This window comes from Paramesorhizobium leguminum (assembly GCF_003217235.1).
Taxonomy (GTDB): domain Bacteria; phylum Pseudomonadota; class Alphaproteobacteria; order Rhizobiales; family Rhizobiaceae; genus Paramesorhizobium; species Paramesorhizobium leguminum.
Genome location: NZ_QJTF01000002.1, coordinates 173885 through 198955 on the forward strand (window position 1 = coordinate 173885; position 25071 = coordinate 198955).

Sequence of the window (25071 nt, forward strand, 5' to 3'; positions counted from 1 at the left end):
CCGAAAAATTTGGCCTTTTCGGATAAGATCATGCGGCTAAAACAAATACTGTCGCTACACCAGGCATGTTGAGAAGCCGCAAAGCGATTGTCTACAATTCGAACAATCCGCAATTCTCACTTGCAATCCGGCTTCCCGATTGCAATTCGCATTCATGTGCCCTTGGGTCAAGCGAGCATTAGAGCATGATCCCGAAAAGTTGCAGACTTCCAGGTAAGATCATGCGGCTAAAGCTAACCCCGTTAGGTGCATGATCCCGAAAAGTTGCAGACTTCCGGGTAAGATCATGCGGCTAGAACTAACCCCGTTCTTTGCCAGAAATTCGATGAAAATGCGGGGTCGCGCATTTCCTCCAGTTTTCTCCACTCCGGAAAAGACGCGGCGAAGGTTTCCGCCGACATTCTTTGGTCCTTGTAGGGATTGACCCGGCCGCCCGCGTTCACCGTCAGCCGGTCGAGTTCGCACAGAAGCGTCAGCGTCTTCGCGCCGCGATTGGGGAAATCGAGCGTCAGCGTATAGCCCGCGCGCGGAAAGGACAGAAGCCCCGGCGAGGCAACCGGCCCGAACCGTTTCAGCACCGTCAGGAAGGATGCCTGCCCTGCCCGGCGCGTCGCCTCCAGCATGTCCGGTATCGCCGCTCGCGCCTGAGGTTCCGGAATGACGCTCTGGTGCTGGTAAAGCCCTGCCGGACCATAAAGCCGGTTCCAGTCGCGTACCCCGTCAAGCGGATAGAAGAAGCTTGCATAGCCCGTCAGATGCGGTCCCGCATTCTTACCTTTTAGATAATGATAGGCGGAGTTGAAAAGCTTGAGGCTTGGCCGACTGACCGCCGAAAATGGCAATTCGAACGGCACACGGAGCCGCGCGGAGCGGTTGTCAGCGTTGAAATTGCCGTTGGCGGCATGGTTTCCCGTGATCAACAGCCCGCGCCCGGCATGGCGTCCGCCAGCAAGCTGGTCGATCCATGCCACAGCATATTCATTCTCCTCGTCCGCCTTTTCAGCCAGCGCAAAGAATTCATCGAGATCGGCAAAGGGCGTGACCCGCTCCTCTATATCGAGCGAAGTGACGCGCATCAGCCGGATGCGGGCCGTCACGATCAAGCCGGTCAGCCCCATTCCCCCGATGGTCGCGGCGAAAAGCGCCGGGTTTTCACCCGGCGAGCAATTGCGCAGCACCCCATCCGAACGCAGGAGCGTGAGCCTATCCACATGACAGCCGAAGGTGCCGCGCCGGTGATGGTTCTTACCATGCACGTCGTTGGCAATCGCCCCTCCCAGCGTAACGAAGCGCGTACCCGGCGTTACGGGCAGGAAAAAACCATGCGGCGCGGCAAAGGCGATTATGTCAGCGAGAAGCACGCCCGCTTCCGCCTCCAGGATGCCGCTCTCCCCGTCGAAACCGAGTATTCGGCCCGCCGGGCGCATCCCGATAAGCGTACCACCATCATTATGGCAGCTATCGCCATAGGAGCGTCCATTGCCGAAGCCGAGCAACGCGCCCGCCGCCACCTCGCCGCTTCTCAGCATCCGCTCCGCTTCAATAAACGAAACCGCCTGCCGCGGCCTTCGCTCTATGCGGCCGAAGCTTTCAAGCGTCACCAGTTCACCCCAGCCAGCACCAGCATCGCCGCGCCGATCAGCACCATTATGAGGCTGCGCCAGTCGCCGAGCAGGAATACGACCGGATCATCATGCATTTCCTCGCGCCGCGCCAGAATCCATATGCGCAAATTGATGTAGAGAACGATCGGGCAAAGCGGCCAGATCATCCAGGGGTGGGCATAAAGGCTCGCGACGGACTGGCTGTCCACGTAGAGCGCCAGCACCAGCACCGCGCCGAAGGCGGACGCCACACCGCTCTGCGCAATGATCTCGCGATCGATGGCGCGATACCCCCTGCCGGCCAGCTTGGCTTTTTCTTCCGGCGGCGAACTTGTCAGCTCGACATAGCGTTTCACCAGCGAGAGCGACAGGAAAAAGAAAATGGAGAAGGCGAGCAGCCAGAACGAGTCCGGCGTGGCGGTGGCGGCAACGCCCGCCAGCAACCGCAGCGTATAAAGCCCCGCCAGCACCAGCACATCGATGAGCAGCATCCGTTTCAGTGCCGCCGTGTAGGCGGTGGTGACAACAAGATAGAGCGTGAGGACCAGCATGTACCGGGCCGGCAACAGCAGGGCCAGGCCATAGGCCAGCGCCAGCAGCGCTATCGCAGCGCCAATACCGAACGGGATGGAAAACGCACCGCTGGCGAAGGGACGGGCCTTCTTGCGCGCATGCCGCCGGTCCAGCTGCAGGTCGAACAGATCGTTGACGATATAGATCGACGACGCGGCGGCGCAAAACGAAACAAAGGCAATCGCCGCGTGGATGACGACATTCACCGAAAACAGGTCGTGGGCAAGAAGCGGTGGAACGAACACAAGCGTGTTCTTTATCCATTGATGCGCGCGCAGCATTTTCAGAATGCCATGAAGCCCCGTGCGCGGCGCCGGGAAATAGCCTCCTGCCTCGCCATCGCCGCCATGCTTGCGATGCCACGCCCGCGCGGCCCTGTCGGGTGCGACGACGATGGCCTTGCGCGCATTGCTGAAAATAGTGATATCGGCGCGTGAGTTGCCCGCATAGTCGAAGCCGCGCTCGCCAAACGCTTCCACCAGCATTTTCAGCTTGTTGCCCGCGGCAAGGTTTCGGATCCGGCTTGTCGAATAGACCGCATCGAAAATGCCCAGGTGCTTCGCCACCGCTTCGGCGAAAGATGTGGCGGAGGCGGTGGCAAGAACCAGCCTGCGCCCCCCCGCATGTTCGCGCTTCAGGAAATCGAGAAACTCCAGCCGGTAGGGAAGCGTCGAGGCATCGATCATGACGCGCTCGGCGATTTCATGCTTCAGCCACGCCCTGCCTCGCAAGGCCCACACCGGAAGCAGGAAGATGTAGAGAATGTTCTTCTTCAAAAGCAGGAAGATGCCTTCCCACAAAAGATCCGTTGCAATCAGGGTGCCGTCGAGATCGACAGCCAGCGGTACTGTCTCTACCTTGCTACGCGCATTCATCATTCCTACCCTGCTCCCCCACGTTCAGCTTTTTAATAGCGAACAACAAGAAAACAAAGGATGAAATGCGTGTGGGGAAACTATCAGCTCGTGCGATTATTCATGAGTGATCGAAGCAGGAGGAATATCAAGCAGATAGGCAATGGCAATATAAATATATTGCCTTATTCCCCTACTGCCCTACTGCCCTACTGCCTTAATTGATCTTCGCCTTGCCGCCTGTAATCTCGATGGTCTCGCTGCCCGTCAGCGCCTGACGGTCGCCATTGGGAAAGGTGACGAAGCAGCCGGAAGGGCAAAAATCCACCGTTTCGCTCGGCGCGATGACCAGATCGCTCTTGGTCGACCCTTCTGTGACGACAAGGGTGCGCGGCTCGCTGTCCTTATTGACGGCGCTGGCTGCCAGCGCGGCGCTGGAACCGATTGTGGCCAGAAGCAAAACGGTTGCAAATCTCTTCATTTCGTTCCCGGTGTCGCCACCGCCCCTTTGCAGCGAAAGGCTGCTTCCAGTTTGCACAGGCATTCCCCGCCCATTTCCAGACACAATTTATAGTCTGCGATCTGAACGGCAACTGAACATATCAATTTCTTGTCCCGGTGACATTGGTCTTCGTTCCCACCTTCACGGTTTTGGTCTTTTCATCGCTCTCTTCACCGTTGCGGTCGGCGAGGGCCTCGGCGATTGCCTCTATATGCTCCATGCGCAGGTGAATATCTGTCTGCGGGAACGGGATTTCGATCCCTTCCGCCGCGAACTTCTCCATGATCTGGAAGCGCAAGTCATTCTGCACGTTCGCGCCGTTGGATATGTCGGCAAGAAACACGCGAAGCTCGAAATCAAGCGAGGAAGCGCCGAACGCCTTGAAGGCGACGAAAGGTTCTGGATTTTTCAGCACCTGCGGATGCGAGCGCCCAATCTCCAAAAGCGCCGCATGAACCTTTCTGGGATCGCTGCCATAGGCCGCCCCCACGGGTATATCGACGCGGCCAAGCTTGTTGCGATAAGTCCAGTTGGCGACATTGGCGTTGATCAGCGATGAATTTGGAACGATGATCGACTGGCGCTGGAAAGTTTCCACCTCCGTGGCGCGTACGCTGATCTTCTTGACGATGCCGCCGACGCCGCCCGCCTCCACCCAATCGCCCACCTTGATCGGCCGCTCCACCAGCAGGATGAGTCCGGAGACGAAATTCTGCACGATGTTCTGCAGACCGAAACCGATACCGAGCGAGAGACCGCCGGCGATCAGCGCCAGGTTGGAAAGATTGACGCCTGCAGCAGATATGCCCACCAGCGCCGCCAGCGCCAGGCCGACATAGCCGATGACGGTGCGGATGGAATTGCGCACGCCGGAATCGACCCGCCCGCGCGCCATCACGCTGCCATCGAGCCAGTTCTGGAACCAGCGCGTGAGGAAATAGCCGGCGACGAAGAGTAGAAGCCCGGTGAAAATTCCCGTGAACGAGATGGAGAAACTGCCGATCTGGAATCCGGTCAGCAACCGGAGGAACCAGGTCTGCAATTCCGACCATTGGAAGCCCAATTGTAGAAGGATCAGCGGAATACCCACCAGGAGAACGGCGATATTGATAAGGATGCCCGCAACCAGCCCGAGCTGGTCAAGCGAGGCCTCGCTCGTGCCGAAACGCTGCTGCATGGCGCGCCCGATGGAGGTGCCTCCGAACGCATGTTCATCCGTGATTGCCCGGGCGGTGAGGAAGCCCAGATACATCGTCACCAGAAACGCGCCGTTGACGACGATCTGTTGCGAGGCGAAGCGGGCAAGCCCGATATAGCCGAGCAACGCCGCGACGATCGGGAACAACCCCAGGCAGATGAGAAACAATCGCAATGCCTTTGGCCACGGCTTGGCCGCGCCTGTCTCCTCGTCCTCGAACGGCTTCACCCACGCAATGGCGATGATGAGAAGCCCCCCGAGCACTGTCGCCAACAGGCTTTTCGCCACCGTCAGCGACAGGGGCGATACCAGGATCTGGTTGACCGTGTTCAGGAAATAATCGAGGCCATTGATCAACGCGGTCGCCGTGATGAGGAAGGTGAGCACCCGCGCGGGCCTGGACGCGATGCGCACCAGCCGCCAGTTCGGCATGTCCGCGCACAACACCGCCTTCGCCAGCCTGTGGATGAAATAGACAATGAGGATGACCGTGAACAGCGACGACAGCATCGCCGCGATGTCAGGACGCAGCACATTGAAATAGTCGAGAAGATAATAGGTTGTCCCGAGGAAGACAGCCGCGGCCGCCGTAGGAATGAGCGTGGACCAGAAAGCGGCGGAAAGCCGGCTCAGATAGGACGGAGCCTCAACGGTGACATCACGGCTGAGAAAAAACCTGCCTAGAAAACGGCGTGCGCCGAAACGCAGCACCAGCGCGGCGCACAGCGCGAGGAATGCAGCCGCCAAAAACGGCTTGAACTTGAAGAAAAGAACGAAGCGCCACCAGGATGATACCACCCGCCCGAGCGTCTGGGCCTCTGCGCCTGCGGCGCCCGCTACCTCGCTGCCCAGCGCATAATTGATATCGACACGCTGCGACAGGGTACGCGTGAACAGATTGCGGCGCATTTCGCCGATCCGCTCGATCATCTGGTTGGCGGTGAGAGAGGTATCCTCCGTCTCCCCGATCATGGCGTTGATCTGCGCCTTTTCCGTCGTCAGCTTGTTGCGCTCGTCGGTAACGATTTCAGGCTCGGCTGGCTGGTCTTTGGCTGGTGCCGGTCCGAGCTGCTCCAGCCGCGCATTGATCTCCGCCAGCCTTGGCCGGAATGCCAGCCCCGCACCCAGCAGCTTCTTCGCCGTATCTTCCAGGCTGATACGCAGGTTTACCAGCGCTTCGTCGTTGGTCGCCGCCTTGTTGAGCGTATTGGCAAAATCAGCGGTCTGCTTTTTAAGCGAGTCGATGACCGGCCGTTCCTGATCGACGATACTCTGCGGTACTGTGGCAACCGGCGGCGGGGCGGTGACCGCCTGCGCCAGCACCTGGCCCGCAGGAACAAGCAACGCAAGGAACATCGCGAAAATGAACAGAACTCTCGAGGATTTGTTTGAAATTATCAATTTATCGTTCCGCAGTTTCTGCCGGGCAACCAGGCTTGAGTGTGCCGTCAAGCACCGTTCACAAGCAAAACGGGCACAATCATGGCACCGCGTATAGGTCAGATATAGGCAAGCGACATGAATCGGAATAGCAGAAATCCCTGTTAAGCGCTGGAAACAAGCGATATTTTCTTGTCCACTGGCGATTGGGTGTTTATGGAGAAGGAAATCCCTGACAGGGAAATCAGAACATCTGCGCCCGTCGATATCTTCGGGGCAATCTCCGGATTGGGCGAGCGCGATTTACCGGATCGGCAATATGCGAACTTCAAAATGGGTCGTCGCGGCCTACAGCATCATCGTTCTGCTCGGCATCCTGGTGGCGTTGCCGAACCTGTTCACCAAGGAACAGCTGGCCTCCCTGCCCGGCTGGCTGCCGAAAAAGCAGGTTACGCTCGGGCTCGATCTGCGCGGCGGTTCCTATCTCATGATGGAAGTCGATGAAGCGAGCCTGAAGAAGGATCGCCTGCGCTCGATGCTCGATGACGTCCGCTCCAAGCTGAGGGCCGAACGCATCCAGCCGCAATCGGTTCGCATCGCGGGCGATGCCGTGGTGGTCAATATTCCGGATGCAGCTCAGCGCGCCCAAGCGCAAACGGCGCTTAACACGCTCGTTACCCCGGTCGGCGACACCGGTTTCGGCACCACGACCAACAATATCGATGTCACGACCAACGGCAACCAGATCAGCCTCACGCTGACGGAAGCCGGCGAGCGCTACCGCCTCGACAATGCGGTGCAGCAGAGCCTTGAGATCATCCGCCGGCGTGTCGATCAGGTCGGCGTGGCGGAACCGTCGATCCAGCGCGCCGGCTCCGACCGCATCGTGGTTCAGCTTCCCGGCCTGAAAGACCCGACGCAGCTGCGCCAGCTTCTTGGCTCGACCGCCAAGATGACCTTCCATATGCTCGCCGACGTCAACCCGAACGATCCGCCGCCCGCGGGCGTGACCATCCTGCCGGATGCCAAGGATCCGAACATCAAGTACCCGGTTGAAGACCAAGTGGCGCTTGACGGCTCGCGACTTGTCGATGCACGCGCCGGGTTCGACCCGAACACCAATCAGCCGCTGGTCTCCTTCAAATTCGATAGCGTCGGCGCGCGCCAGTTCGCCGACATCACGAGCCGCAATGTCGGCAAGCCCTTCGCCATCGTTCTCGATGGCAAGGTGCTGAGCGCGCCCGTCATCCGCGAGCCGATTACCGGTGGCTCCGGCCAGATCAGCGGCAATTTCACGGTCGAGGAGACGTCGACCCTTTCGGCACTGCTGCGCGCGGGCGCCCTGCCCGCCCCGCTCACCGTCGTGGAAGAGCGCACCGTCGGCCCTGATCTCGGCGCCGACTCCATCAAGATGGGCCTCTATACCGGCATCGCCGGCTTCATTCTCGTCGCGCTGTTCATTGTCGTGCTTTACGGCTTCTGGGGCATGGTCGCCAATGTGGCTCTCCTGCTTCACACGGTCCTCACCTTCGCCGCGCTAAGCCTGCTTGGCGCGACGCTGACGCTGCCGGGCATCGCCGGCATCATCCTCGGCATCGGTATCGCCGTCGACGCCAACGTGCTGATCAACGAACGCATCAAGGAAGAAACCCGCAAGGGCCTTTCCGCCATGGCGGCCCTCGACAAGGGTTTCAAGAGCGCCTACGCGACCATTGTCGATGCCAACGTGACGACGCTCATCGCCACCGGCCTGCTCTTCCTGTTCGGCACCGGTCCTGTGCGCGGCTTCGCCATCACCATGATGCTTGGCATCGCCATCTCGATGTTCTCCGACGTCTCCCTCGTCCGCATGATGATGGCCTCGATCGTTCGCCGCCGGAAGCTGAAGAAGCTGGAAATCAAGCCGCTCTTCAATTTTTCGCCCGGCGAGACGAATTTCAAGTTCATGCGGGCGCGCTTTCTCGGCATCGGCGTTTCCATCCTGCTGTCGCTTGCCTCGATCGTGCTCTTCATCAAGCCGGGCCTGAATTACGGCATCGATTTCCTGGGCGGCATCCAGATAGAGATCAAATCGCCGCAGCCGGCCGACCTCTCCCAGTTGCGCTCGACCCTCGGCGCGCTCGACATCGGCGAAGTCGCGCTCCAGAATATCGGCGGCCCAAGCGATGTGCTGATCCGCGTACAACGCCAGAATGGCGGCGAGGATGCGCAGACGGCGGCGGTCGCCAAGGTCCGCGATTCGGTCGAAAAGCTCATCCCAGGCGTCAAGATCGAACGCTCCGAAGTCGTCGGCCCGAAGGTCAGCGGCGAGTTGGCGCGTTCCGGCATTCTCGCCGTGTCGCTCGCGGCGGTCGCCATGCTGTTCTACATCTGGTGGCGCTTCGAGTGGTATTTCGCGCTGGGCGCCATCGCCACGCTCATCCTCGATACCACGAAGATGATCGGCTTCTTCGCCCTGACCGGCCTCGACTTCAACCTGACGGCCATCGCCGCCCTCCTGACGATCATCGGCTATTCGGTGAACGACAAGGTGGTGGTCTATGACCGGATGCGGGAAAATATGCGGCTCTACAAGTCGAAGCCGCTGCGCGAGATCATCGACATGAGCATCAACCAGGTGCTGGCGCGTTGTATCTACACCTCGGCAACCACCTTCCTCGCCATGCTGCCCATGGCGATCTGGGGCGGCAGCGCGGTCCACAACTTCGCCGTCCCGATGATCTTCGGCATCGTGATCGCGACCTCGTCGTCGATCTACATTGCCGCTCCGATCCTGCTCTTCCTCGGCGATTGGTGGAAACGCCATCACAAGGAGAAGGAATCGGGTAGCGCGGTTGTGCAGAGCTGAGGTTCCTCCCCCTCCCCCTGCGGGGAGGGGGACGGCAAGTCCGGGGTTGGGGTGGTGAAGAATAGAGCATCCCCCCATCCGCCCGCTCCGTGGACACCTTCCCCGCAGGGGGAAGGAAGGCACTAACTTACACAGGAGGCTCCCCGCCATATGCCGCATGAGACGCCTCTGATTGCAACGATCGTCGTCGGGCTTTGTCTGGCCTTTGTCTTCGGCGCCATCGCCAATCGGCTGCGTATTCCTCCTCTTGTCGGCTATCTCCTCGCGGGCGTCATTGCCGGACCCTATACGCCGGGCTTCGTTGCCGATCAAAACCTGACGCTGGAGCTGGCCGAAATCGGCGTCATCCTCCTCATGTTCGGCGTCGGCCTGCATTTTTCCCTAAAAGATCTTCTTTCGGTCAAGGCGATTGCCGTTCCCGGCGCCATCGCCCAAATCGCCGTCGCCACGGTTCTTGGCCTTGGCCTCGCCCTTCTGCTCGGCTGGAGTCCCGGCGCCGGGTTGGTCTTCGGTCTCGCCCTTTCGGTGGCGAGCACCGTCGTCCTGCTACGCGCCATGCAGGAGCGCCGTCTCATCGAAACCGAGCGCGGCCGCATCGCCGTCGGCTGGCTCATCGTCGAAGACCTCGCCATGGTGCTGGCGCTGGTGCTCCTGCCCGCGCTTGCCAGCCTCATCAACGGCACATCAGGCATGGCTGCGGCCGACCCGATTGCCGCCCATTTCGGCCTTGGCCTTTGGGGCATCATCGGCCTGACGCTGGCCAAGGTGGCGCTCTTCGTCGCCCTCATGCTCGTTGTCGGACGCCGCGTCATTCCGTGGGTTCTCCATTCCATCGCCAACACCGGATCGCGCGAACTCTTCCGACTGGGCGTCCTCGCCATCGCGCTCGGCGTCGCCTTCGGCGCGGCCAAGCTCTTCGGCGTATCGCTGGCGCTGGGCGCGTTCTTCGCCGGCATGATCATGAGCGAATCGGAGCTTAGCCACCGCGCGGCGGAAGAATCGCTCCCCTTACGCGATGCGTTCGCCGTTCTATTTTTTGTCTCGGTCGGCATGTTGTTCGACCCATCGAGCTTGCTCAACGATCCGCTGCCACTCATCGCCACGCTTGGCATCATCATTCTGGGCAAATCGGCCATCGCTTTCGTCATCGTGCGCGTTTTCCGCCATCCCGTTGGCACCGCCCTGACCATTTCCGCAAGCCTGGCGCAAATCGGCGAATTCTCGTTCATTCTGGCCGAACTCGGTTTCGGCCTGAAACTGCTCCCCCAAGAGGGCCGCGACCTCATACTGGCCGGCGCGATCCTTTCGATATTGCTCAATCCGCTCGTCTTTTTCGCAACCGACAAGATGCGGCCATGGCTGGAAAAGCGCCTCGCGCCGGTCCCGGAAGAAACGCCCGCATCCGACCTGCAACCTGCCCCGGAGGAAGAGGAACCGGAGCATCTGCCGCAGACCCAGCTTTCCGGCCACACGGTTCTTGTCGGCTATGGCCGCGTTGGCTCCCTCGTGGGGAAAGCCATGAAGACGGCCGGAATGCCGTTCCTCGTCATCGAGGACGGCGACAAGCAATTAGCCAAGCTGCGTGACGAGGGTACGGAATACCTTCCCGGCAATGCCGTGCGCGACGACGCGCTGAAGGCAGCCAATCTGGCGGGCGCGCAAAAGCTCGTCATTGCCATCCCCAATGCCTTCGAGGCGGGCCAGATCATCACCAAGGCTCGCGCCGCCAATCCGGACATCGATATCGTCGCCCGCGCCCATTCCGACGCCGAAGCGCAGCATCTGACTGAACTGGGCGCAAACGCCGTCATCATGGGTGAGCGCGAAATCGCGCGCGGCATGGTTTCCTATGTCTCAACCACAAATTCACCGCCTGCCGATGAAATCGTGTACGCTACTGAATGAATTTAAACGGCAGGGGCATGAAACTCAAAGACTACATCTGGCCGATCGTCGGCATCGGCGCCGTCACCGTTTCGGTCTGGCTGCTTTATCGGGAACTGCGCAGCATATCGCTTGACGATGTGGTGCATAGTCTCGAGGCCATCAGCCTGCGCCACTGGCTCCTGGCCGGCGGCTCCGCCATTTTGTCCTATATCGCGCTGGCGGGCTATGACCGCATCGCGCTCGCGCATCTGCGCAAGCGCATCTCCTGGCTTTTCATTTCGCTCACCTCGTTTACCACCTATGCGCTGTCGCACAATATCGGCTTTGCCATGCTCTCGGGCGCGGTCGTGCGCTACCGCGCCTATAGCTCGCGCGGCTTGACCGGCAGCGAGGTGGCGCTTCTCATCGCCCTTTGCTCCTTTACCTTTATTCTGGGCAGCGTCATCCTGACCGGCGCCGTCCTGATCATCGAACCCCACATTCTGCAGCGCTTCAACGATGAGATTTCCATAGGCTTCGCAACCGGCCTTGGAGCGTTGATGATCCTGCTGGTACTGCTCTATGTCTTCGGTAGCTGGCTGCAATTGCGCCCGCTCGAAATAGGCAAGTTCCGGCTGGAATATCCGCGCCTGAAAATCGTCTGGCAACAGCTTCTGATCGCCCCGGTCGAACTGATCGGCGCCGCGGGCATCATCTATTTCGCCCTCCCCGAAGCCGGAAATCCGGGCTATCTCATCGTGCTCGGCATCTTCCTCGTTTCCTTTTCCGCCGCCCTCCTTTCGCATGCGCCGGGCGGGCTCGGCGTCCTTGAAATCGTCTTCCTGACCGGCCTGCCTGAAATGAACCGGGCCGACGTGCTGGCCGCGCTGATCGTATTCCGCCTGTTCTATCTGCTCATTCCCTTCGCACTTTCGCTCATAGTGGTGCTCATTTTCGAGAAGAGCCAATTCTCCTTGCGCTGGCGCGAGAAGGATAAAACCACTATCGGAGAATAATTGAAGTCATTCTCTAAAAAAATTTCTTGTATCCAAGTATAGATTAGGCAATTAGTTACAAATGCCCGGCAGATATAGCCGGGCATTTCTTTATATGCACCAGTCTTCCACCTATTCTTGAATAGCATCAGCATTTAATTCGCATGGTTTGTGGGGATCACGCTCTATACGAGGAAATGGCATGACGACGACATTGATCATACCCGGCTACCGGGGCTCGGAATCCGATCATTGGCAGCGCCAATGGCTTCTCGACGATTCTTCCGCGAAAGTGGTCGAGCAGGAAGACTGGGAAAATCCGGTCCTGTCCGATTGGCTGTATGTGCTGGAAGCGCATCTCGCCGAACATCCCGGCAGCGTCCTGGTGGCGCACAGCCTCGGCTGCGTGTTGGTCGCCCATCTGGCGAACCGCCCGGCGGCGGCGCACGTGGCGGGCGCTTTGCTCGTCGCCCCGGCCGATAGCGAGAAGATGACGCGGCAGGACCGGATATTCGCAAGCTTCACGCCGCTGCCCCGCCAGCCATTCCCCTTCCCTTCCATCGTCGTCGCCAGCCGCAACGATGAATATATGAGCTTCGCCAAGGCTCAGGCTCTCGCCGATGTCTGGGGTTCCGGCTTTGTCGATCTTGGCCGCGCCGGCCATATCAACCCCGCAAGCGGCTTCGGCTATTGGCCGGAGGGCATGATCCTCACCTCTTCCTTCCGCCAGCGCACCTTGATCGCAGCGGAGTGAGAAATTAGGGCAGTAGGGCAGTAGGGCAGTAGGGCAGTAGGGCAGTAGGGCAGTAGGAGAATATCGAGATTCGGTCAAAGGCAATTAAACATACTGCCTTATAAACATACTGCCTTATTGCCCTACTGCCTTACTGCCCTCTCCAGAATATACTTGAGCACCAATGTCAAAAGCGCGATGACTGCCAGCGTCGAGGCGGCGGCGAAGGCACCGACGGTGTTGTAATCATTGAACAGCAGTTCCACTTGCAGCGGCAATGTATTCGTCTTGCCCCTGATAGCGCCGGAGACGATGGATGTCGCGCCGAATTCCCCCATCACCCGCGCATTGCAAAGCACCGCGCCATAGAGCAGCGCCCATTTGATATTGGGCAAGGTGATGTAGAAGAAAGTCTGCAGGCCGGTCGCGCCAAGCGAAATCGCCGCCTCCTCGTCGTCGCTACCCTGCACCTCCATCAGCGGAATGAGTTCACGCGCGACGAACGGACAGGTCACGAACAGGCTGACCAGAAAGATCGCCGGGACGGTGAACATGATCCTGATGTCATGCGCCTCCAGAAACGGTCCGAGCAGGCCCTGCGACCCGTAGAGGAACAGATAGATGACGCCGGCCACGATGGGCGAGACGGAAAACGGGATTTCCACAAAGGTAATGAGCAGCCGCCGCCCCGGAAAGCGGAACCGCGTCACCAGCCACGCGACGCAGATGCCGAACACCATGTTAACAGGCACGACGACGATGGCGGTGAGAACAGTGAGCCAGATTGCGTGTAGCGTCGAAGGTTCGGTGATCTGCCCCCAGAACACCCCGATCCCGCTGCCGAAGGCATAGGTAAAGATCACCGCCAGCGGCACGCCGAGGAAGAGCGCCGAAAGCGCGATGGCAAGGAGGACCAGCGCCACCTGCCACGGGCCGCGCTTCGTTGTCTGGCGAGTCCCTTCACCCCCATCCTTCGAGGCTCGCTTCGCTCGCACCTCAGGATGAGGGTGAAGGGGCACCGGCGTTACAGGAGCCCTCATGGTGAGGTGCGCCCCGAAGGGGAGCCTCGAACCACGAGGGCGCTTGGCGCTTCGATCAAAATATTAGCTACGCTCTGCATATCTGAGTTGCCACGCTTGAATGAGATTGGTGGTGAGAAGCATGAGGAAGGCAACAATCAGCATTACCATCGCCAGCGCCGCCGCCGACGGATAATCGAACTCGTCGAGCCGGATGAAAACCAGCAGCGACGTCACCTCCGTCTTGAACGGCAGATTGCCCGAGATGAAGACGATCGCCCCGAACTCGCCGAGGCTGCGGGCAAACGACAGGGCCGAACCCGCGAGAAAGGCGGGAAAGATCATCGGCCAGATGACATGGCGGAAAATCTGCCAGGGCCGCGCCCCAAGCGTCTCAGCCGCCTGTTCCACATCATCGGAGAGATCCTCCAGCACCGGCTGCACCGTGCGGATGACGAAGGGCGCGCTGGTAAAGGCCATGGCGATGGCGATGCCCAGCGGCGCATAGGCGATCTTGATCCCCATCGGCTCGATATACTGGCCGAACCAGCCATTGCGCGAGAAGACCGTGACCAGCGCCAGACCGGCAATCGCCGTCGGCAACGCGAAAGGCAGGTCGACGAGCCCATCGATCAGCCTCTTGCCGGGAAATTCATAGCGCACCAGCACCCAGGCAAGCAGAAGCCCGAAGCCGGCATTGATCAGCGTGGCGAGCGCCGCTGCGCCAAGCGTGATGCGATAGGTCGAAAGCGCGCGGTCGGAGGTGACGATCGACCAGAACTCCGCCCAGCCCAGGCTAGCTGTCTTCAGCACCATGGCGGCAAGCGGCAGCGCCACGATGATGACCAGATAAAGCAGCGTCACGCCCATGGTGATGCCAAAGCCTGGTAGGACGCTTTTTCTGGTTGTGAATGGGTTTGAAAACATGACGACCTCGCTTGCCCCTCATCCGCCTACCGGCACCTTCTCCCCGTAAAAACGGGGAGAAGGACGAAGCGGCAACGTCTATGCCCCCCTCGCCCCGCCTGCGGGGAGAGGGTAAGGGTGAGGGGCATTTTCCTACCGCGCCGTGAACAGCTGATCGAGAATCCCGCCCTCGGCGAAATGCTCCTTGCTCACCTGCTTCCAGCCGCCGAAAGCGTCTTCCACCTTCACCAGCCGAACCTCGGGAAACTGCGCCTTGTATTTCGCCTTGACCGCCTCGTCATGCACACGGTTGAAGTTCCGGGCGACGATATCCTGTCCCTCCGGCGAATAGAGATAGTTCAGATAGGCCTCCGACACCGTGCGCGAGCCGCGCTTGTCCGCAACCTTGTCCACCACCGTCACCGGAAATTCCGACAACAGGCTGATAGGCGGCACGACGACATCGTATTTGTCCTTGCCAAGCTGTTTCTGCGTGCCCAGCACTTCCGCCTCGAAGGTGATCAGCACATCGCCGATGCCGCGCTCGGTGAAGGTCGTGGTCGCGCCGCGCCCGCCGGTGTCGAAGACGGGGACGCGTTTGAACAGCTTGGTGATGAACTCCCGCACCTTCGCATCGTCATTGCCGAAGGCTTCCTTGGCATAGGCGGTGGCGGCCAGATAGGTGTAGCGCCCATTGCCCGATGTCTTCGGATTGGGGAAGATCACCTCGACATCCTCGCGTACGAGATCGTCCCAGTTGCGAATGTTCTTCGGGTTGCCGGTACGCACCAGGAAGGCCGGCAGCGAATAATAGGGCGATGAATTGTTCGGCAGGCGCGATTGCCAGTCGGCGGGAATGAGATTGCCCTTGTCGTGCAGCACCTGCACATCCGTCACCTGGTTGAAGGTCACGACATCGGCCTCCAGCCCCTCCAGGATCGAGCGCGCCTGCTTCGATGAGCCCGCGTGAGACTGATTGACCGTGATGTCGTTGCCGGTCTTCTCCTTCCACGCCGCCGTAAAGGCCTTGTCGATCTGCTCGTAAAGTTCGCGACCGATATCGTAGGAAACGTTGAGGATTTCCTTCGGCTCCTCTGCATGAACAGGCGCCGTTCCGAGTGCCAGAGCTACCGCCGCGTAGAGAAAAGTTTTGCCCATGGATCGTAATCCCACCCTGTTGAAATCGTGAGATGAAACTTACGCCTCTGCCGGGAAAAGACAATTTAAATCATTGATTTGAATAGATAATCTACCATCGCCCGCGGCCGCAAAATGCCCGTCACGGACCTTTCCAAAACAGGAGAAAATTTTTCCACGCAAAGAGCGAATGACAAGAAAGCAAACAATGCCTGCCCCTCTCGCCGTCGTTCTCGGGCTTGTCCCGAGAATCTGCCATAAGACAAAGATAAGCGATTGCCATCCTGACAGATTAGGCCACGGTAGATTCTCGGGACAAGCCCGAGAATGACGATAGGCCTATGCGCCTTCTCTTAACGGCGCTTATCTTGATGCCTGGACAAACTCTATTCGATCACCAAAAGCCGCGCTGTTTCCAGCACCACAGAACGTCGTCCTCAGTCCGCTCGGTCCGCCGCTTGCGCCGCGCCGCGACCTCATCGGTGTTATGCGCTTTAGTGAAAAGCGGTCGTTCCAGGCAGGCCAGCAGCCGCAAAAAGAATGTCACGACAGGACGAACGCCAAGCTCGTAGATACGTGCCATGTCAATCTCCAGTCTTCCTCAATCAACCTGCCCTGTTTTAGTCAAACAGGTTAAGCTTGTTTAAGGATATGCCATCCCTCCCATCGGTCAAGCACCGGACCAAGCCGATGGTTTATAAATGCGATATATATTTCGTGATTGATGCAGGAAGGGCACACCCGCAAATGTGAAAGCCGCCCCACAAGGTGTGCGGAGCGGCTTTGAAAAGTTCGTTTGCTGCAATTACGCGGCGCGGATCGTCTTGAGGCCGGCGGTCCAGCGATCCAGCTCGTCCAGCACGGTCTTGGCGCTTGTCTCGATCAGCTCGTTGGGCTTGAACACGCCATCCTCGCTGATGAATTGCGGGAAGCCGGGGATGGCAATGCCTTCCTGAAGCGGCACCATCTTGAGATTGGCGAGATAGAGCCTCGCCATCTGCGCAGCGCGCAACCCACCGGAGACGCCACCGTAGCTCAGGATCGCGGCAGCCTTATAGCTCCATTCCTGGGAGAGATAGGTGAGCGCATTGAAGAACGCCGGCGGCGGCGAAAAATTATATTCCGGCGTCACGAAAACGAAGGCATCAGCGGCCTCGACGCTGGCGCTCCAGGCCTTGGTATGCGCGTTTTCATATTGCTTCAGACGCGGATGGTTCGGCTCGTCGAAAACCGGCAGGGCGAAGTCCTGGAGATCGACGAGCTTGGCATCGAACTTGCCGTGTTCCTGGGCGAAACCATGGAACCATTCGGCCATCTTGGGCCCGGCGCGGCCCGGGCGGGTTGAGCAGATAATGATGTGAAGTTTGGGCTTCATCCGGCAATCCTTTTGTGAATTTCAAGCGCGACTTAACCACACGCAAAAAACCGGACAAGAAGGCACCTTTAGGTAACCGGAGGGAATAAGGGCAGGTTCAGGAGAATGTGATCGGTAAGGCAGTAGGGCAGTAGGGCAGTAGGGCAAAGGAAATTGCGCCGACAGACGATGGCAATACCAAACATATTTGCCCTACTGCCCTACTGCCCTACTGCCTTAACCTCACTCCGCAGGAGAAATCTGCACCTTGCGCCGGGTGCGGCGCGGGCGGGATTTGAACATGCGAACGCCGAAAACCGTGGCGATCGTGGCAACGACCGTCGCACCGGCTGTCAGCCACATCAGATGACCGCCATCCATATTGGCGAATATCCCGGCCCCCTTGCCCGCGAGCCAACCGGGAGCGAACATGAGTGGCGCCCAGACGGCGGCGGAAAGGATATTGGCGGTCTGGAAGCGCTTCTGGTCCATCGACATCATGCCCGCCACCAGCGGAACCGTGCAGCGGATGGGGCCGAAGAAGCGACCGAAAAACACGGCGGCAAAACCATAGCGGCGGAAATAGAGTCGCGCTCGGGCAACGCCTTGGCGATGCTTGTTGAGCGGCCATTTGTGCACGATGCTGCGCCCGACATACCAGCCCAGGAAGTAGGAGATGATGTCGCCGACAACCGCGCCGATAATGGCGCCGAGGATAACTGAAAAAGGCTCGATAATGCCGGCGCCGACAAGGCCGCCGATCAATAGCATGATTGGAGTTGCCGGAATGAACATACCGATCAGCGCCAGCGATTCGCCAAATGCGATCAGCCCAACGATCGGCCCGGCCCATGCGCTATGCGCCGAGATGAAATGCGCCAGATCGCCTAGAAGACTTTCCATTCAGTTCCCAATCTACCCGACAAAGCCATAGCTGACAGAGTTTAAGGAACTATGCAGCAGCAGTCTTTCGTTTATGGCAGGCAAGGATCAAATATTAATGACAGGATTGCCGCCCTCCGGACATATGGCAGCCGATTGCGGCGTCCGCAAGGACGAATATATCTGCAAGAATTTGTGAACTGAGGGGAAAGTGGTGGGTGCGACAGGGATCGAACCTGTGACCCGCTGATTAAGAGTCAGCTGCTCTACCAACTGAGCTACGCACCCGCTTCGCTGGGCAGCGGCCCGGTGAAGTGAGCGGTTCTATAGCTGCCCTCATCGCCACTGTCCAGCCTCTAATCGCTGAATTTTCAAGAAAAAATCCAGAACCGTCAAAACGGAACCATCCGCGTTGACATTGCCCCGCTACCGTCAGGCGAACAGCGTCCCCTCCGCCACCTTCACCGCCGATCCACCGATACGCGCGCGGGCCAGTTTCTGGTTCTCAACATCGATTTCCAGCCGGATGCGTGACGGGCGCCCCATTTCCATCCCCTGCTCGATCCACAGGGTCGTGACACCGTCCACCGGCCTGTCGAAATGCTGCACCGCGCCGGAAAAGGCCGCGACGGCGGCGCCGGTCGCGGGGTCTTCGAAAATATTGCCCGCCGTATCGAACATACGGGCATGAAAAGCGCTGTCGAAAAGCTGCGTCTCGCGGCAATAGGCATAGATAAACAACGGCTTCCCGGCGATTGCCGGCAGGTTCTCCCTTGCAAATGCCCTGTCCAGCGAAATCTTGGCCGCCGCGATCAGATTGCGTACCGGAATGAGCAGAAAGGGAACACCGGCACTCCACATGCCGGGAACGTGATTCTCAAAGCCGATCTCATGCGTGCCCAGCCCAAGCACCGCCGCCGCAGCCTCCTTTTCCACCTCGATACCGAGCTTCTCGGGCAGACGCGGGATATCGAATTCGGCAAAAGCGCCCTCTGTCGAGGATCGCACCCCGCAGCGCACGACGCCGATTTTTTCTTCCAGCGCGACAAGCACGTCCGCATCGTCCCCCTCGCGCTGCCGGGATGCCAGCGCCACGGCGGTTCCCACCGTTGGATGCCCGGCGAAAGGCAACTCATCATCAGGCGTAAAGATGCGGATAGCTGCCGTGTGAAGCGGGTTTTCGGCAGGCTTGACAAAGACCGTCTCGGAAAGATTGAATTCCCGCGCGATAGCCTGCATCCGCCTGTCGTCGAGCCCTTCGGCGTCATGGACGATAGCCAACGGATTGCCGCTCAGCGCCTCACCGGTAAACACGTCGAATATCTCGTATGGCCGGCCGGAAGTTTGCTGAGTGCTCATGGATTTCCTCATCATATTGTCCTACTGCCCTACTGCCTTAAAGTGCCAGTCGGCGAATGCCCGCACATAGCTCGGCGTCGCCTCCCCCATCTGTCCCGGCCCGCTCACCTCGATGATTTCATCCAGTTCCGGCGCGGCTTGAGCGGCCATGTGCTCCCTGATCTGCCCGGTCAGCGCCGCCGCATTCTCCTGAAAGTGATAACGGCGGAAAAGCGCGATGCTGCGATTGGCCGTCACCAGATGAATTTTGTCTTCCCGTTCAGCCCCGAAAAGGTCGAGGCCGGTTTCCTCCAGCACCTCGCGCCGGCTGTTGCCGTCATAGTCCACCACCCCGCCAATGATGTCATCGTCATCGATGGAACCAGCGGGAAAATAGATGCGCCCGCCGCCGGCATTGTTCGCAGCCATGCGCGCAGCGATCAGGCGATTATCCGAAGAGACGATCACACCGACGCTGAAAATATGCCATGGGCGGATTTTTTGCGGGTCGTTGCGCCAATAGAGCAGCGTCTCGTAACGGGAGCGCACGAAGTCAGCGCGAAGCACGCCCTCACCAAGGCGTGCATCCGGTGCCAGATAGAGTTCGCCGTTGAAAAGCCCGGGCTTTGCGACAAGCTCGCCCTCCCAGTTGCGCGCAATCGCCGTCTTGTTGGCACTGGCATAGTCGAGCTCTCCTGGCACCACCCGCACGTCGACGCCGTCTATCGAGAAAACCGTGTTCTCGGGAATTTTGTCCATCGATCAGGCCTTCGATTGCATCGCAACGCCCCAACCCTATATAGCAAGGGAAAGAACAGGAAGAACGAAATTGCTTCGATCAAGCCGCATATTGCTTTTGATGGCCGCCTATATCGGCGTGGCGGTCTCCGCCGCGTCGGCCGTGGAGATCCGCCAGCAATCCGGTGTGCGCCCCTTGCGGCCCGAAGGCGCGCTGATTATCGGCGGCAGGATAGGAAGCACCAGTTCCGATCAGGGAGCGCGCAAATGTTACGGCTCGACGCTATGTGGCGAAAGCGGCACCTATTTTTCGGATCAGGGCGTGCTGCACTATAAAAACGGCGATCCCATCGAGGATCGGGGTGGGCGTGCATCCGGTGTCAAGCCCGCCACCCCAAGCGTGAACCATATTCAATGGTGCCAGAACCGCTACCGCTCCTATAGCGCGAACGACAATACCTACCAGCCTTTCGCCGGTACGCGCCGCGACTGTTCATCGCCGTTTGGCGGTTAGGGCAGTAGGGCAGTAGGGCAGTAGGGCAGTAGGGCAGTAGGGCAGTAGGGCAGTAGGGCAAGAATATTTCGCAGATAGATGATGGCAAGGGCCAAAACATACTGCCTTATTCCCCTACTGCCCTATTCCCATAGTTTAATTCTTCGCCTTGTCCACCAGCGCGTTCGACTTGATCCACGGCATCATGCCGCGCAGCTTTTCGCCAACTTCTTCGATCTGGTGCGAATCGTTCATGCGGCGGATGCCCTTGAAGCGCGAGGCGCCGGCACGGTATTCCTGCATCCACTCCGAGGTGAACTTGCCGGTCTGGATGTCTTTGAGGACGCGCTTCATTTCGGCCTTGGTCTCGGCGGTGATGATGCGTGGGCCGGAGACATATTCGCCCCACTCGGCGGTATTGGAGATCGAGTAGTTCATGTTGGCAATGCCGCCCTCATAGATCAGGTCGACGATCAGCTTCACCTCGTGCAGGCACTCGAAATAGGCCATCTCGGGTGCATATCCGGCCTCGACCAGCGTTTCGAAACCGGCGCGGATGAGTTCCACCAGACCGCCGCATAGCACCACCTGCTCGCCGAACAGATCGGTTTCGCACTCTTCACGGAAATTCGTCTCGATGATGCCCGAACGCCCGCCGCCGACGCCGCAGGCATAGGACAGCGCCAGATCATGCGCATTGCCGGAGGCGTCCTGATGGACCGCAATCAGGCACGGCACGCCGCCGCCCTTCTGATATTCGCCGCGCACGGTGTGACCGGGACCCTTCGGCGCAATCATCACCACGTCGACGGTCTTCTTCGGCTCGATCAGGCCGAAATGCACGTTGAGGCCGTGGGCGAAGGCGATTGCAGCGCCGTCGCGGATATTGTCGGCGATGTGCTCCTTGTAGATGTCGGCCTGCAACTCATCCGGCGTCGCCATCATCATCAGGTCGGCCCATTTGGCCGCTTCGGCAACGCTGACAACCTGGAAGCCATCGGCCTCCGCCTTCTTGGCGGTGGCGGAACCCGGACGCAGCGCGATGCGCACATCCTTGGCGCCGGAATCCTTCAAGTTCAGCGCGTGGGCGCGGCCCTGGCTGCCATAGCCGATGATGGCGACCTTCTTCGACTTGATCAGATTGAGGTCTGCATCGCGGTCATAATAAACGCGCATGGGGTATTCCCTTCCTTATGCTGCCAGCGGCATCCGCCGCTTCTTTTTGAGCTCCGTAAAGAGCGAAAAACTGCTGCGTCGCGCGGGTCGCATCCCGGGCAATCGCGGCGTCGGTCGATTCCTGCTGGTCGCCAAGCAAGAGGCGTATCTGCATGTCGCGGACGACGAGCCCGAAGAACGTGCGGAACGCCTCGTCCACATCATCGAAAGCGAGCAGACCGGCCTCGCGGCCGATTTCGAGGACCGGCTTCAGCCGCCGCGCCATGGCAAAAGGCCCGTTGGCGAGAACGATCTGGCCCAGATCGGATTTGCCCGTCCCGGCATGGCTGACCGCCAGGCGATTGAGCGTCACGGAAATCTCGCCCGAGAGAACACGCAGCCAATCGCGAGCAAAACCTTCAAGGCTGGCAAACAGCGATTTCGCATCGAGCCCTTCGCGCGTCAGCGGTGCGACCCGCACCTTCGAGGCCTGCCACTGCACCGTGGCGGTCAAAAGCCCGTCGCGGTCGCCGAACCATTTGTAGAGCGTTTCCTTGGAACAACTGGCGCGCCGCGCCACGCCCGTCATGGTCACCGCATCGCCGCCTTCGACAAGCAGGCCAAGCGCGGCATCCAGCACGGCCTTCTGCCGCGCGGTCAGGCTATCGCCCTCGCCATTCACTTCCACCCTGCCCTGCACTTCACTCGCTCCCACAGGCGGCTAATCCCGCGCCTTGTCACCGTACCGTACGTTACGGTTCGGCACTATGTCGAAAGCGGGGGGAGGATGCAAGGGGGTTTTAATTGACCACAAATAGATATTGTAATACGATGTATTACAAATGGAGAGCAGTATGACCAAACCCAATCTTTCCAACCCGATCACCATTCGCTTGCCGGAAGAAATCCTTGCAGCAATCGAGCAGATCGCGGAAACCTGTGACAGGCCGCGTAGCTGGGTCATGGTCAGGGCGCTGAAAACATATCTTGCTAGCGAAGGGGCGGACATCCTCGCCGTGAAAAAAGGGCGGGAGCAGGTCGCTGGCGGTGACGTTCACGACATGGATGATGTTCTCGAAGAAATTCACCAGATCGTCAATCGCAAGGTTGCGTGATGAAAGTTCGCGTGTCGGGGGATGCCCGCGCCTATCTCACCTTCTCGATTATGAGCTAGTGCATTTCATATTTAGATGGAAATGCTGGCGGGACAGTATACCCCCCTCTGTCCTGCCGGACATCTCCCCCTCAAGGGGGGAGATTGGCCTGCATCAATGACGGCACTTATTCTGGAAATGTTGGCGATTGGCGAAAGCGGCAATGACAGCGTAATCTCCCCCCTTGAGGGGGAGATGGCTGGCAAGCCAGAGGGGGGTATGCCTCGCGATTCCATTAAACTAGAAACCGCTCTAGAGTCTGTCAGGCCTCGGCTGAAACGCTGATAAGAGACGGCGCATAGTCCAGCCGTCATTCTCGGACTTAGGAGCGCAAAGCGCCCCTCCCCTCAAACATTCACCTGCGTACCCACCTCAACCACCCGCCCGGTGGGTATCTGGAAATATTCCGTCGCATCGGAGGCGGTGCGCGCGAGCAGGATGAAGAGCTTGTCCTGCCAGATAGGCATTCCGGAATGGGGCGATGCCTTCAGCGAGCGGCGGGACAGGAAGAAGGACGTCTTCATGATATCGAACTTCCAGCCAAGCTTGCGGCATATGGCGAGCGCGCGCGGAATGTTGGGCTGTTCCATATAGCCGAAGGTCAGCGTCACCTGCATGAAGCGCTCGTTATATTGCGAGACGCGGGCGCGGTCCGCCGCCGAGACGCGCGGCGTCGGCGCGGTCACCACCGTCAGGATGACATTGTTCTCGTGCAGCACCTTGTAGTGCTTCAGGCTGTGCATCAGCGCCGTCGGCGCGCTCTTGGGATCGCCGGTGAGGAATACCGCGGTTCCGGGAACGATAACAGGCGGCTTCTTCGCCAGTTGCTCCAGCACCACGTCTAGTTCCACCTCGCCCTTGCGGGTCTTGTGGAAGAGCTGCCGGCTGCCGCGCACCCAGGTGATCATTATCACCATGACGATGGCCGCCATCAGGATGGAAACCCAGCCGCCTTCATGCACCTTGATGATGTTGGCGCCGAAGAACACGATGTCGAGCGTGAGAAAGCCCGCTGTCACCAGCGCCGCCACCGGCACCCGCCACTTCCAGATGCGCATCATGACGATGCAGAGCAACAAACTCGTCACGATCATGTTGCCGGTGACGGCAATGCCATAGGCCGCCGATAGCCTGGTTGAACTCTCGAAACCGAGAACCAGCATGATAACCGTGATGCCAAGGATGAGATTGACGCGCGGAATATAGATCTGGCCCAGCAGTTTTTCCGATGTGTGCTGGATTTCGAGCCGCGGCAGCAAATTGAGCTGTACCGCCTGGCGCGCCAGCGAATAAGCGCCGGTAATCACCGCCTGGCTGGCGATGATCGTCGCCGCCATGGCGAGAATGACCATCGGCAACAAGCCCCAGCTCGGCATCATCTGGAAGAACGGGTTCGACGCCGCCTGCCCATGCGCCAGGATGAAGGCGCCCTGACCGAAATAATTGAGAAGCAGGGCGGGAAAGACGATCCAGAGCCATGCAGTGACGATCGGCTTGCGTCCGAAATGGCCAAGGTCCGCATAAAGCGCCTCGGCGCCCGTCACCGCAAGGAAGATCGTGCCTATCGTCGCGAAGGACGTGGCGGGATGATAAAAGAGATAGCTGACGGCATAATACGGATTGAGCGCAATGAGGATCGAAGGCGAATCGAAAATATGCCAGAGTCCGACAGCCGCGATGGAAAGAAACCAGAGCGCCGTGATCGGCCCGAAGACGGCGGAAACCTTGGCCGTGCCGAAGCGCTGCACGGAAAAGAGCGTCACCAGAATGGCGATGGTGAGGGGCACGACGAAGGGCGTAAACTCCGGCGTGACCGTTTCAAGCCCCTCAACGGCGGAGAGAACCGAAATCGCCGGTGTGATCACCGCATCGCCGAAGAACAGCGCCGCACCGCATATGCCGATGCCGAGCACGAAGCCGGGTCGCTTGCGAAAGCTGGAGCGGACGAGCGCCATCAGCGAAAGAATGCCGCCTTCACCGTTATTGTCGGCACGCAGCACGAAAAGAACATATTTAATCGTGACGATCAGGGTCAGCGCCCAGAAAATCATCGAGATGACGCCGAGAATTTCCAGGCGCGTCAGAGAGCCGTCACCCGATGCCGCATGGAGGCCCTCGCGAAAGGCATAAATCGGGCTGGTGCCGATATCGCCATAGACGACCCCCAATGCACCTAGAAGCAGAACGCGGAAACTGTCGCTTTCGTGACCGGTAAGCTCGATTCCGCTGTCAGAACCGGCGACACCGGATTCAGGCAGATCGTCGTTCTGCGCATTGCTCATTAATGACACCTCACTGCCTCAGTCTCTCGTTCGCGGTCCCATATGCCGGTTATCGTTTCT

21 protein-coding genes and 1 tRNA gene are annotated in these 25071 nt (G+C 59.4%); 6 read left to right on the plus strand and 16 right to left on the minus strand.

From position 1 onward, the window contains the following. Window positions 1–284: 284 nt before the first annotated feature. From C7477_RS02400 to C7477_RS02415, 4 genes are all read right to left on the minus strand, one after another. Complete coding sequence (locus C7477_RS02400) at window positions 285–1529, minus strand: FAD-binding oxidoreductase (RefSeq protein WP_110748825.1); 1245 nt, start codon at window positions 1527–1529, stop codon at window positions 285–287. Window positions 1530–1597: 68 nt separating this feature from the next. Then, window positions 1598–3052: a UbiA family prenyltransferase gene (locus C7477_RS02405; protein WP_110748827.1), complete on the minus strand. Its 1455-nt coding sequence runs from the start codon at window positions 3050–3052 to the stop codon at window positions 1598–1600. A 196-nt stretch (window positions 3053–3248) separates the two neighbouring features. Then, window positions 3249–3512, minus strand: a complete 264-nt coding sequence (locus C7477_RS02410; RefSeq protein ID WP_110748829.1) for a hypothetical protein — start codon at window positions 3510–3512, stop codon at window positions 3249–3251. Window positions 3513–3633: 121 nt separating this feature from the next. Then, window positions 3634–6087 carry a mechanosensitive ion channel family protein gene (locus C7477_RS02415; protein WP_110748580.1) on the minus strand — a complete coding sequence of 818 codons (2454 nt, stop codon included), beginning with the start codon at window positions 6085–6087 and terminating at the stop codon, window positions 3634–3636. A gap of 343 nt (window positions 6088–6430) precedes the next feature. Between C7477_RS02415 and secD the strand changes: the two genes are divergently transcribed. From secD to C7477_RS02435, 4 genes are all read left to right on the plus strand, one after another. Then, a complete protein-coding gene (secD, locus tag C7477_RS02420) occupies window positions 6431–8959 on the plus strand; it encodes a protein translocase subunit SecD (protein ID WP_110748582.1) in 2529 nt (842 codons plus the stop codon). Between the two features lie 150 nt (window positions 8960–9109). Next, on the plus strand, window positions 9110–10864 hold the full coding sequence (gene ybaL / locus C7477_RS02425) for a YbaL family putative K(+) efflux transporter (RefSeq protein ID WP_110748585.1): 1755 nt from the start codon (window positions 9110–9112) through the stop codon (window positions 10862–10864). 17 nt (window positions 10865–10881) lie between these two features. Then, a complete protein-coding gene (locus C7477_RS02430; RefSeq protein ID WP_110748832.1) occupies window positions 10882–11841 on the plus strand; it encodes a lysylphosphatidylglycerol synthase domain-containing protein in 960 nt (319 codons plus the stop codon). Window positions 11842–12022: 181 nt separating this feature from the next. Further along, the gene (locus C7477_RS02435; protein WP_110748588.1) at window positions 12023–12574 is read left to right on the plus strand and encodes an RBBP9/YdeN family alpha/beta hydrolase; all 552 of its coding nucleotides are present in this window, start codon (window positions 12023–12025) and stop codon (window positions 12572–12574) included. 122 nt (window positions 12575–12696) lie between these two features. Here C7477_RS02435 and cysW read toward each other — a convergent pair whose 3' ends face one another. The 9 genes from cysW to C7477_RS02480 all read right to left on the minus strand — a co-directional run bounded on the left by cysW (window position 12697) and on the right by C7477_RS02480 (window position 19948). Continuing rightward, window positions 12697–13593 carry a sulfate ABC transporter permease subunit CysW gene (gene cysW / locus C7477_RS02440; protein ID WP_110748590.1) on the minus strand — a complete coding sequence of 299 codons (897 nt, stop codon included), beginning with the start codon at window positions 13591–13593 and terminating at the stop codon, window positions 12697–12699. Between the two features lie 63 nt (window positions 13594–13656). After that, window positions 13657–14499, minus strand: a complete 843-nt coding sequence (cysT, locus tag C7477_RS02445; RefSeq protein WP_110748593.1) for a sulfate ABC transporter permease subunit CysT — start codon at window positions 14497–14499, stop codon at window positions 13657–13659. Between the two features lie 132 nt (window positions 14500–14631). After that, window positions 14632–15636: a thiosulfate ABC transporter substrate-binding protein CysP gene (gene cysP / locus C7477_RS02450; RefSeq protein WP_110748594.1), complete on the minus strand. Its 1005-nt coding sequence runs from the start codon at window positions 15634–15636 to the stop codon at window positions 14632–14634. Between the two features lie 373 nt (window positions 15637–16009). After that, window positions 16010–16198, minus strand: a complete 189-nt coding sequence (locus tag C7477_RS02455) for a hypothetical protein (RefSeq protein ID WP_110748597.1) — start codon at window positions 16196–16198, stop codon at window positions 16010–16012. Between the two features lie 222 nt (window positions 16199–16420). Continuing rightward, a complete protein-coding gene (locus C7477_RS02460; protein ID WP_110748599.1) occupies window positions 16421–16990 on the minus strand; it encodes an NADPH-dependent FMN reductase in 570 nt (189 codons plus the stop codon). A gap of 222 nt (window positions 16991–17212) precedes the next feature. Beyond that, window positions 17213–17872 (minus strand): DedA family protein, encoded by a 660-nt coding sequence (locus C7477_RS02465; protein WP_110748602.1) that lies wholly within the window; start codon window positions 17870–17872, stop codon window positions 17213–17215. Window positions 17873–18063: 191 nt separating this feature from the next. Then, window positions 18064–18139, minus strand: a tRNA-Lys gene (locus tag C7477_RS02470). 144 nt (window positions 18140–18283) lie between these two features. Continuing rightward, window positions 18284–19210, minus strand: coding sequence for a PhzF family phenazine biosynthesis protein (locus tag C7477_RS02475; RefSeq protein ID WP_110748604.1), 927 nt, complete (start codon window positions 19208–19210; stop codon window positions 18284–18286). 21 nt (window positions 19211–19231) lie between these two features. Then, window positions 19232–19948, minus strand: coding sequence for an NUDIX hydrolase (locus C7477_RS02480; RefSeq protein ID WP_110748607.1), 717 nt, complete (start codon window positions 19946–19948; stop codon window positions 19232–19234). A gap of 70 nt (window positions 19949–20018) precedes the next feature. On the opposite strand from C7477_RS02480, the gene C7477_RS02485 reads away from it, so the two are divergent. Beyond that, on the plus strand, window positions 20019–20441 hold the full coding sequence (locus C7477_RS02485) for a BA14K family protein (RefSeq protein ID WP_146226049.1): 423 nt from the start codon (window positions 20019–20021) through the stop codon (window positions 20439–20441). Window positions 20442–20576: 135 nt separating this feature from the next. Here the strand turns inward: C7477_RS02485 and ilvC are convergent, their stop codons facing one another. After that, entirely contained in the window at window positions 20577–21596 is a 1020-nt protein-coding gene (gene ilvC, locus C7477_RS02490; RefSeq protein ID WP_110748612.1) for a ketol-acid reductoisomerase, read from the minus strand. Beyond that, complete coding sequence (locus tag C7477_RS02495; RefSeq protein ID WP_110748615.1) at window positions 21580–22275, minus strand: TetR/AcrR family transcriptional regulator; 696 nt, start codon at window positions 22273–22275, stop codon at window positions 21580–21582. Before C7477_RS02495 ends, ilvC begins: the two co-directional genes overlap by 17 nt. A 154-nt stretch (window positions 22276–22429) precedes the next feature. Between C7477_RS02495 and C7477_RS02500 the strand changes: the two genes are divergently transcribed. Then, the gene (locus tag C7477_RS02500; RefSeq protein ID WP_110748618.1) at window positions 22430–22690 is read left to right on the plus strand and encodes a CopG family ribbon-helix-helix protein; all 261 of its coding nucleotides are present in this window, start codon (window positions 22430–22432) and stop codon (window positions 22688–22690) included. Window positions 22691–23076: 386 nt separating this feature from the next. On the opposite strand, the gene C7477_RS02510 is transcribed toward C7477_RS02500, so the two are convergent. Beyond that, complete coding sequence (locus tag C7477_RS02510; protein ID WP_110748622.1) at window positions 23077–25011, minus strand: potassium transporter Kup; 1935 nt, start codon at window positions 25009–25011, stop codon at window positions 23077–23079. Window positions 25012–25071: the final 60 nt, after the last annotated feature.

Bases quoted from the DNA above. Each gene is read 5' to 3' on its own strand.
- ybaL (WP_110748585.1), top strand. From the start codon at position 9,110: ATGCCGCATGAGACGCCTCTGATTGCAACGATCGTCGTCGGGCTTTGT.
- C7477_RS02400 (WP_110748825.1), bottom strand. From the start codon at position 1,529: ATGCTGAGAAGCGGCGAGGTGGCGGCGGGCGCGTTGCTCGGCTTCGGC.
- C7477_RS02460 (WP_110748599.1), bottom strand. From the start codon at position 16,990: ATGAAGCCCAAACTTCACATCATTATCTGCTCAACCCGCCCGGGCCGC.
- C7477_RS02405 (WP_110748827.1), bottom strand. From the start codon at position 3,052: ATGAATGCGCGTAGCAAGGTAGAGACAGTACCGCTGGCTGTCGATCTC.
- C7477_RS02465 (WP_110748602.1), bottom strand. From the start codon at position 17,872: ATGGAAAGTCTTCTAGGCGATCTGGCGCATTTCATCTCGGCGCATAGC.
- cysP (WP_110748594.1), bottom strand. From the start codon at position 15,636: ATGGGCAAAACTTTTCTCTACGCGGCGGTAGCTCTGGCACTCGGAACG.
- C7477_RS02430 (WP_110748832.1), top strand. From the start codon at position 10,882: ATGAAACTCAAAGACTACATCTGGCCGATCGTCGGCATCGGCGCCGTC.
- C7477_RS02480 (WP_110748607.1), bottom strand. From the start codon at position 19,948: ATGGACAAAATTCCCGAGAACACGGTTTTCTCGATAGACGGCGTCGAC.
- C7477_RS02500 (WP_110748618.1), top strand. From the start codon at position 22,430: ATGACCAAACCCAATCTTTCCAACCCGATCACCATTCGCTTGCCGGAA.
- ilvC (WP_110748612.1), bottom strand. From the start codon at position 21,596: ATGCGCGTTTATTATGACCGCGATGCAGACCTCAATCTGATCAAGTCG.
- C7477_RS02475 (WP_110748604.1), bottom strand. From the start codon at position 19,210: ATGAGCACTCAGCAAACTTCCGGCCGGCCATACGAGATATTCGACGTG.
- cysW (WP_110748590.1), bottom strand. From the start codon at position 13,593: ATGAGGGCTCCTGTAACGCCGGTGCCCCTTCACCCTCATCCTGAGGTG.
- cysT (WP_110748593.1), bottom strand. From the start codon at position 14,499: ATGTTTTCAAACCCATTCACAACCAGAAAAAGCGTCCTACCAGGCTTT.
- C7477_RS02510 (WP_110748622.1), bottom strand. From the start codon at position 25,011: ATGAGCAATGCGCAGAACGACGATCTGCCTGAATCCGGTGTCGCCGGT.
- secD (WP_110748582.1), top strand. From the start codon at position 6,431: ATGCGAACTTCAAAATGGGTCGTCGCGGCCTACAGCATCATCGTTCTG.
- C7477_RS02415 (WP_110748580.1), bottom strand. From the start codon at position 6,087: ATGTTCCTTGCGTTGCTTGTTCCTGCGGGCCAGGTGCTGGCGCAGGCG.
- C7477_RS02435 (WP_110748588.1), top strand. From the start codon at position 12,023: ATGACGACGACATTGATCATACCCGGCTACCGGGGCTCGGAATCCGAT.
- C7477_RS02455 (WP_110748597.1), bottom strand. From the start codon at position 16,198: ATGGCACGTATCTACGAGCTTGGCGTTCGTCCTGTCGTGACATTCTTT.
- C7477_RS02410 (WP_110748829.1), bottom strand. From the start codon at position 3,512: ATGAAGAGATTTGCAACCGTTTTGCTTCTGGCCACAATCGGTTCCAGC.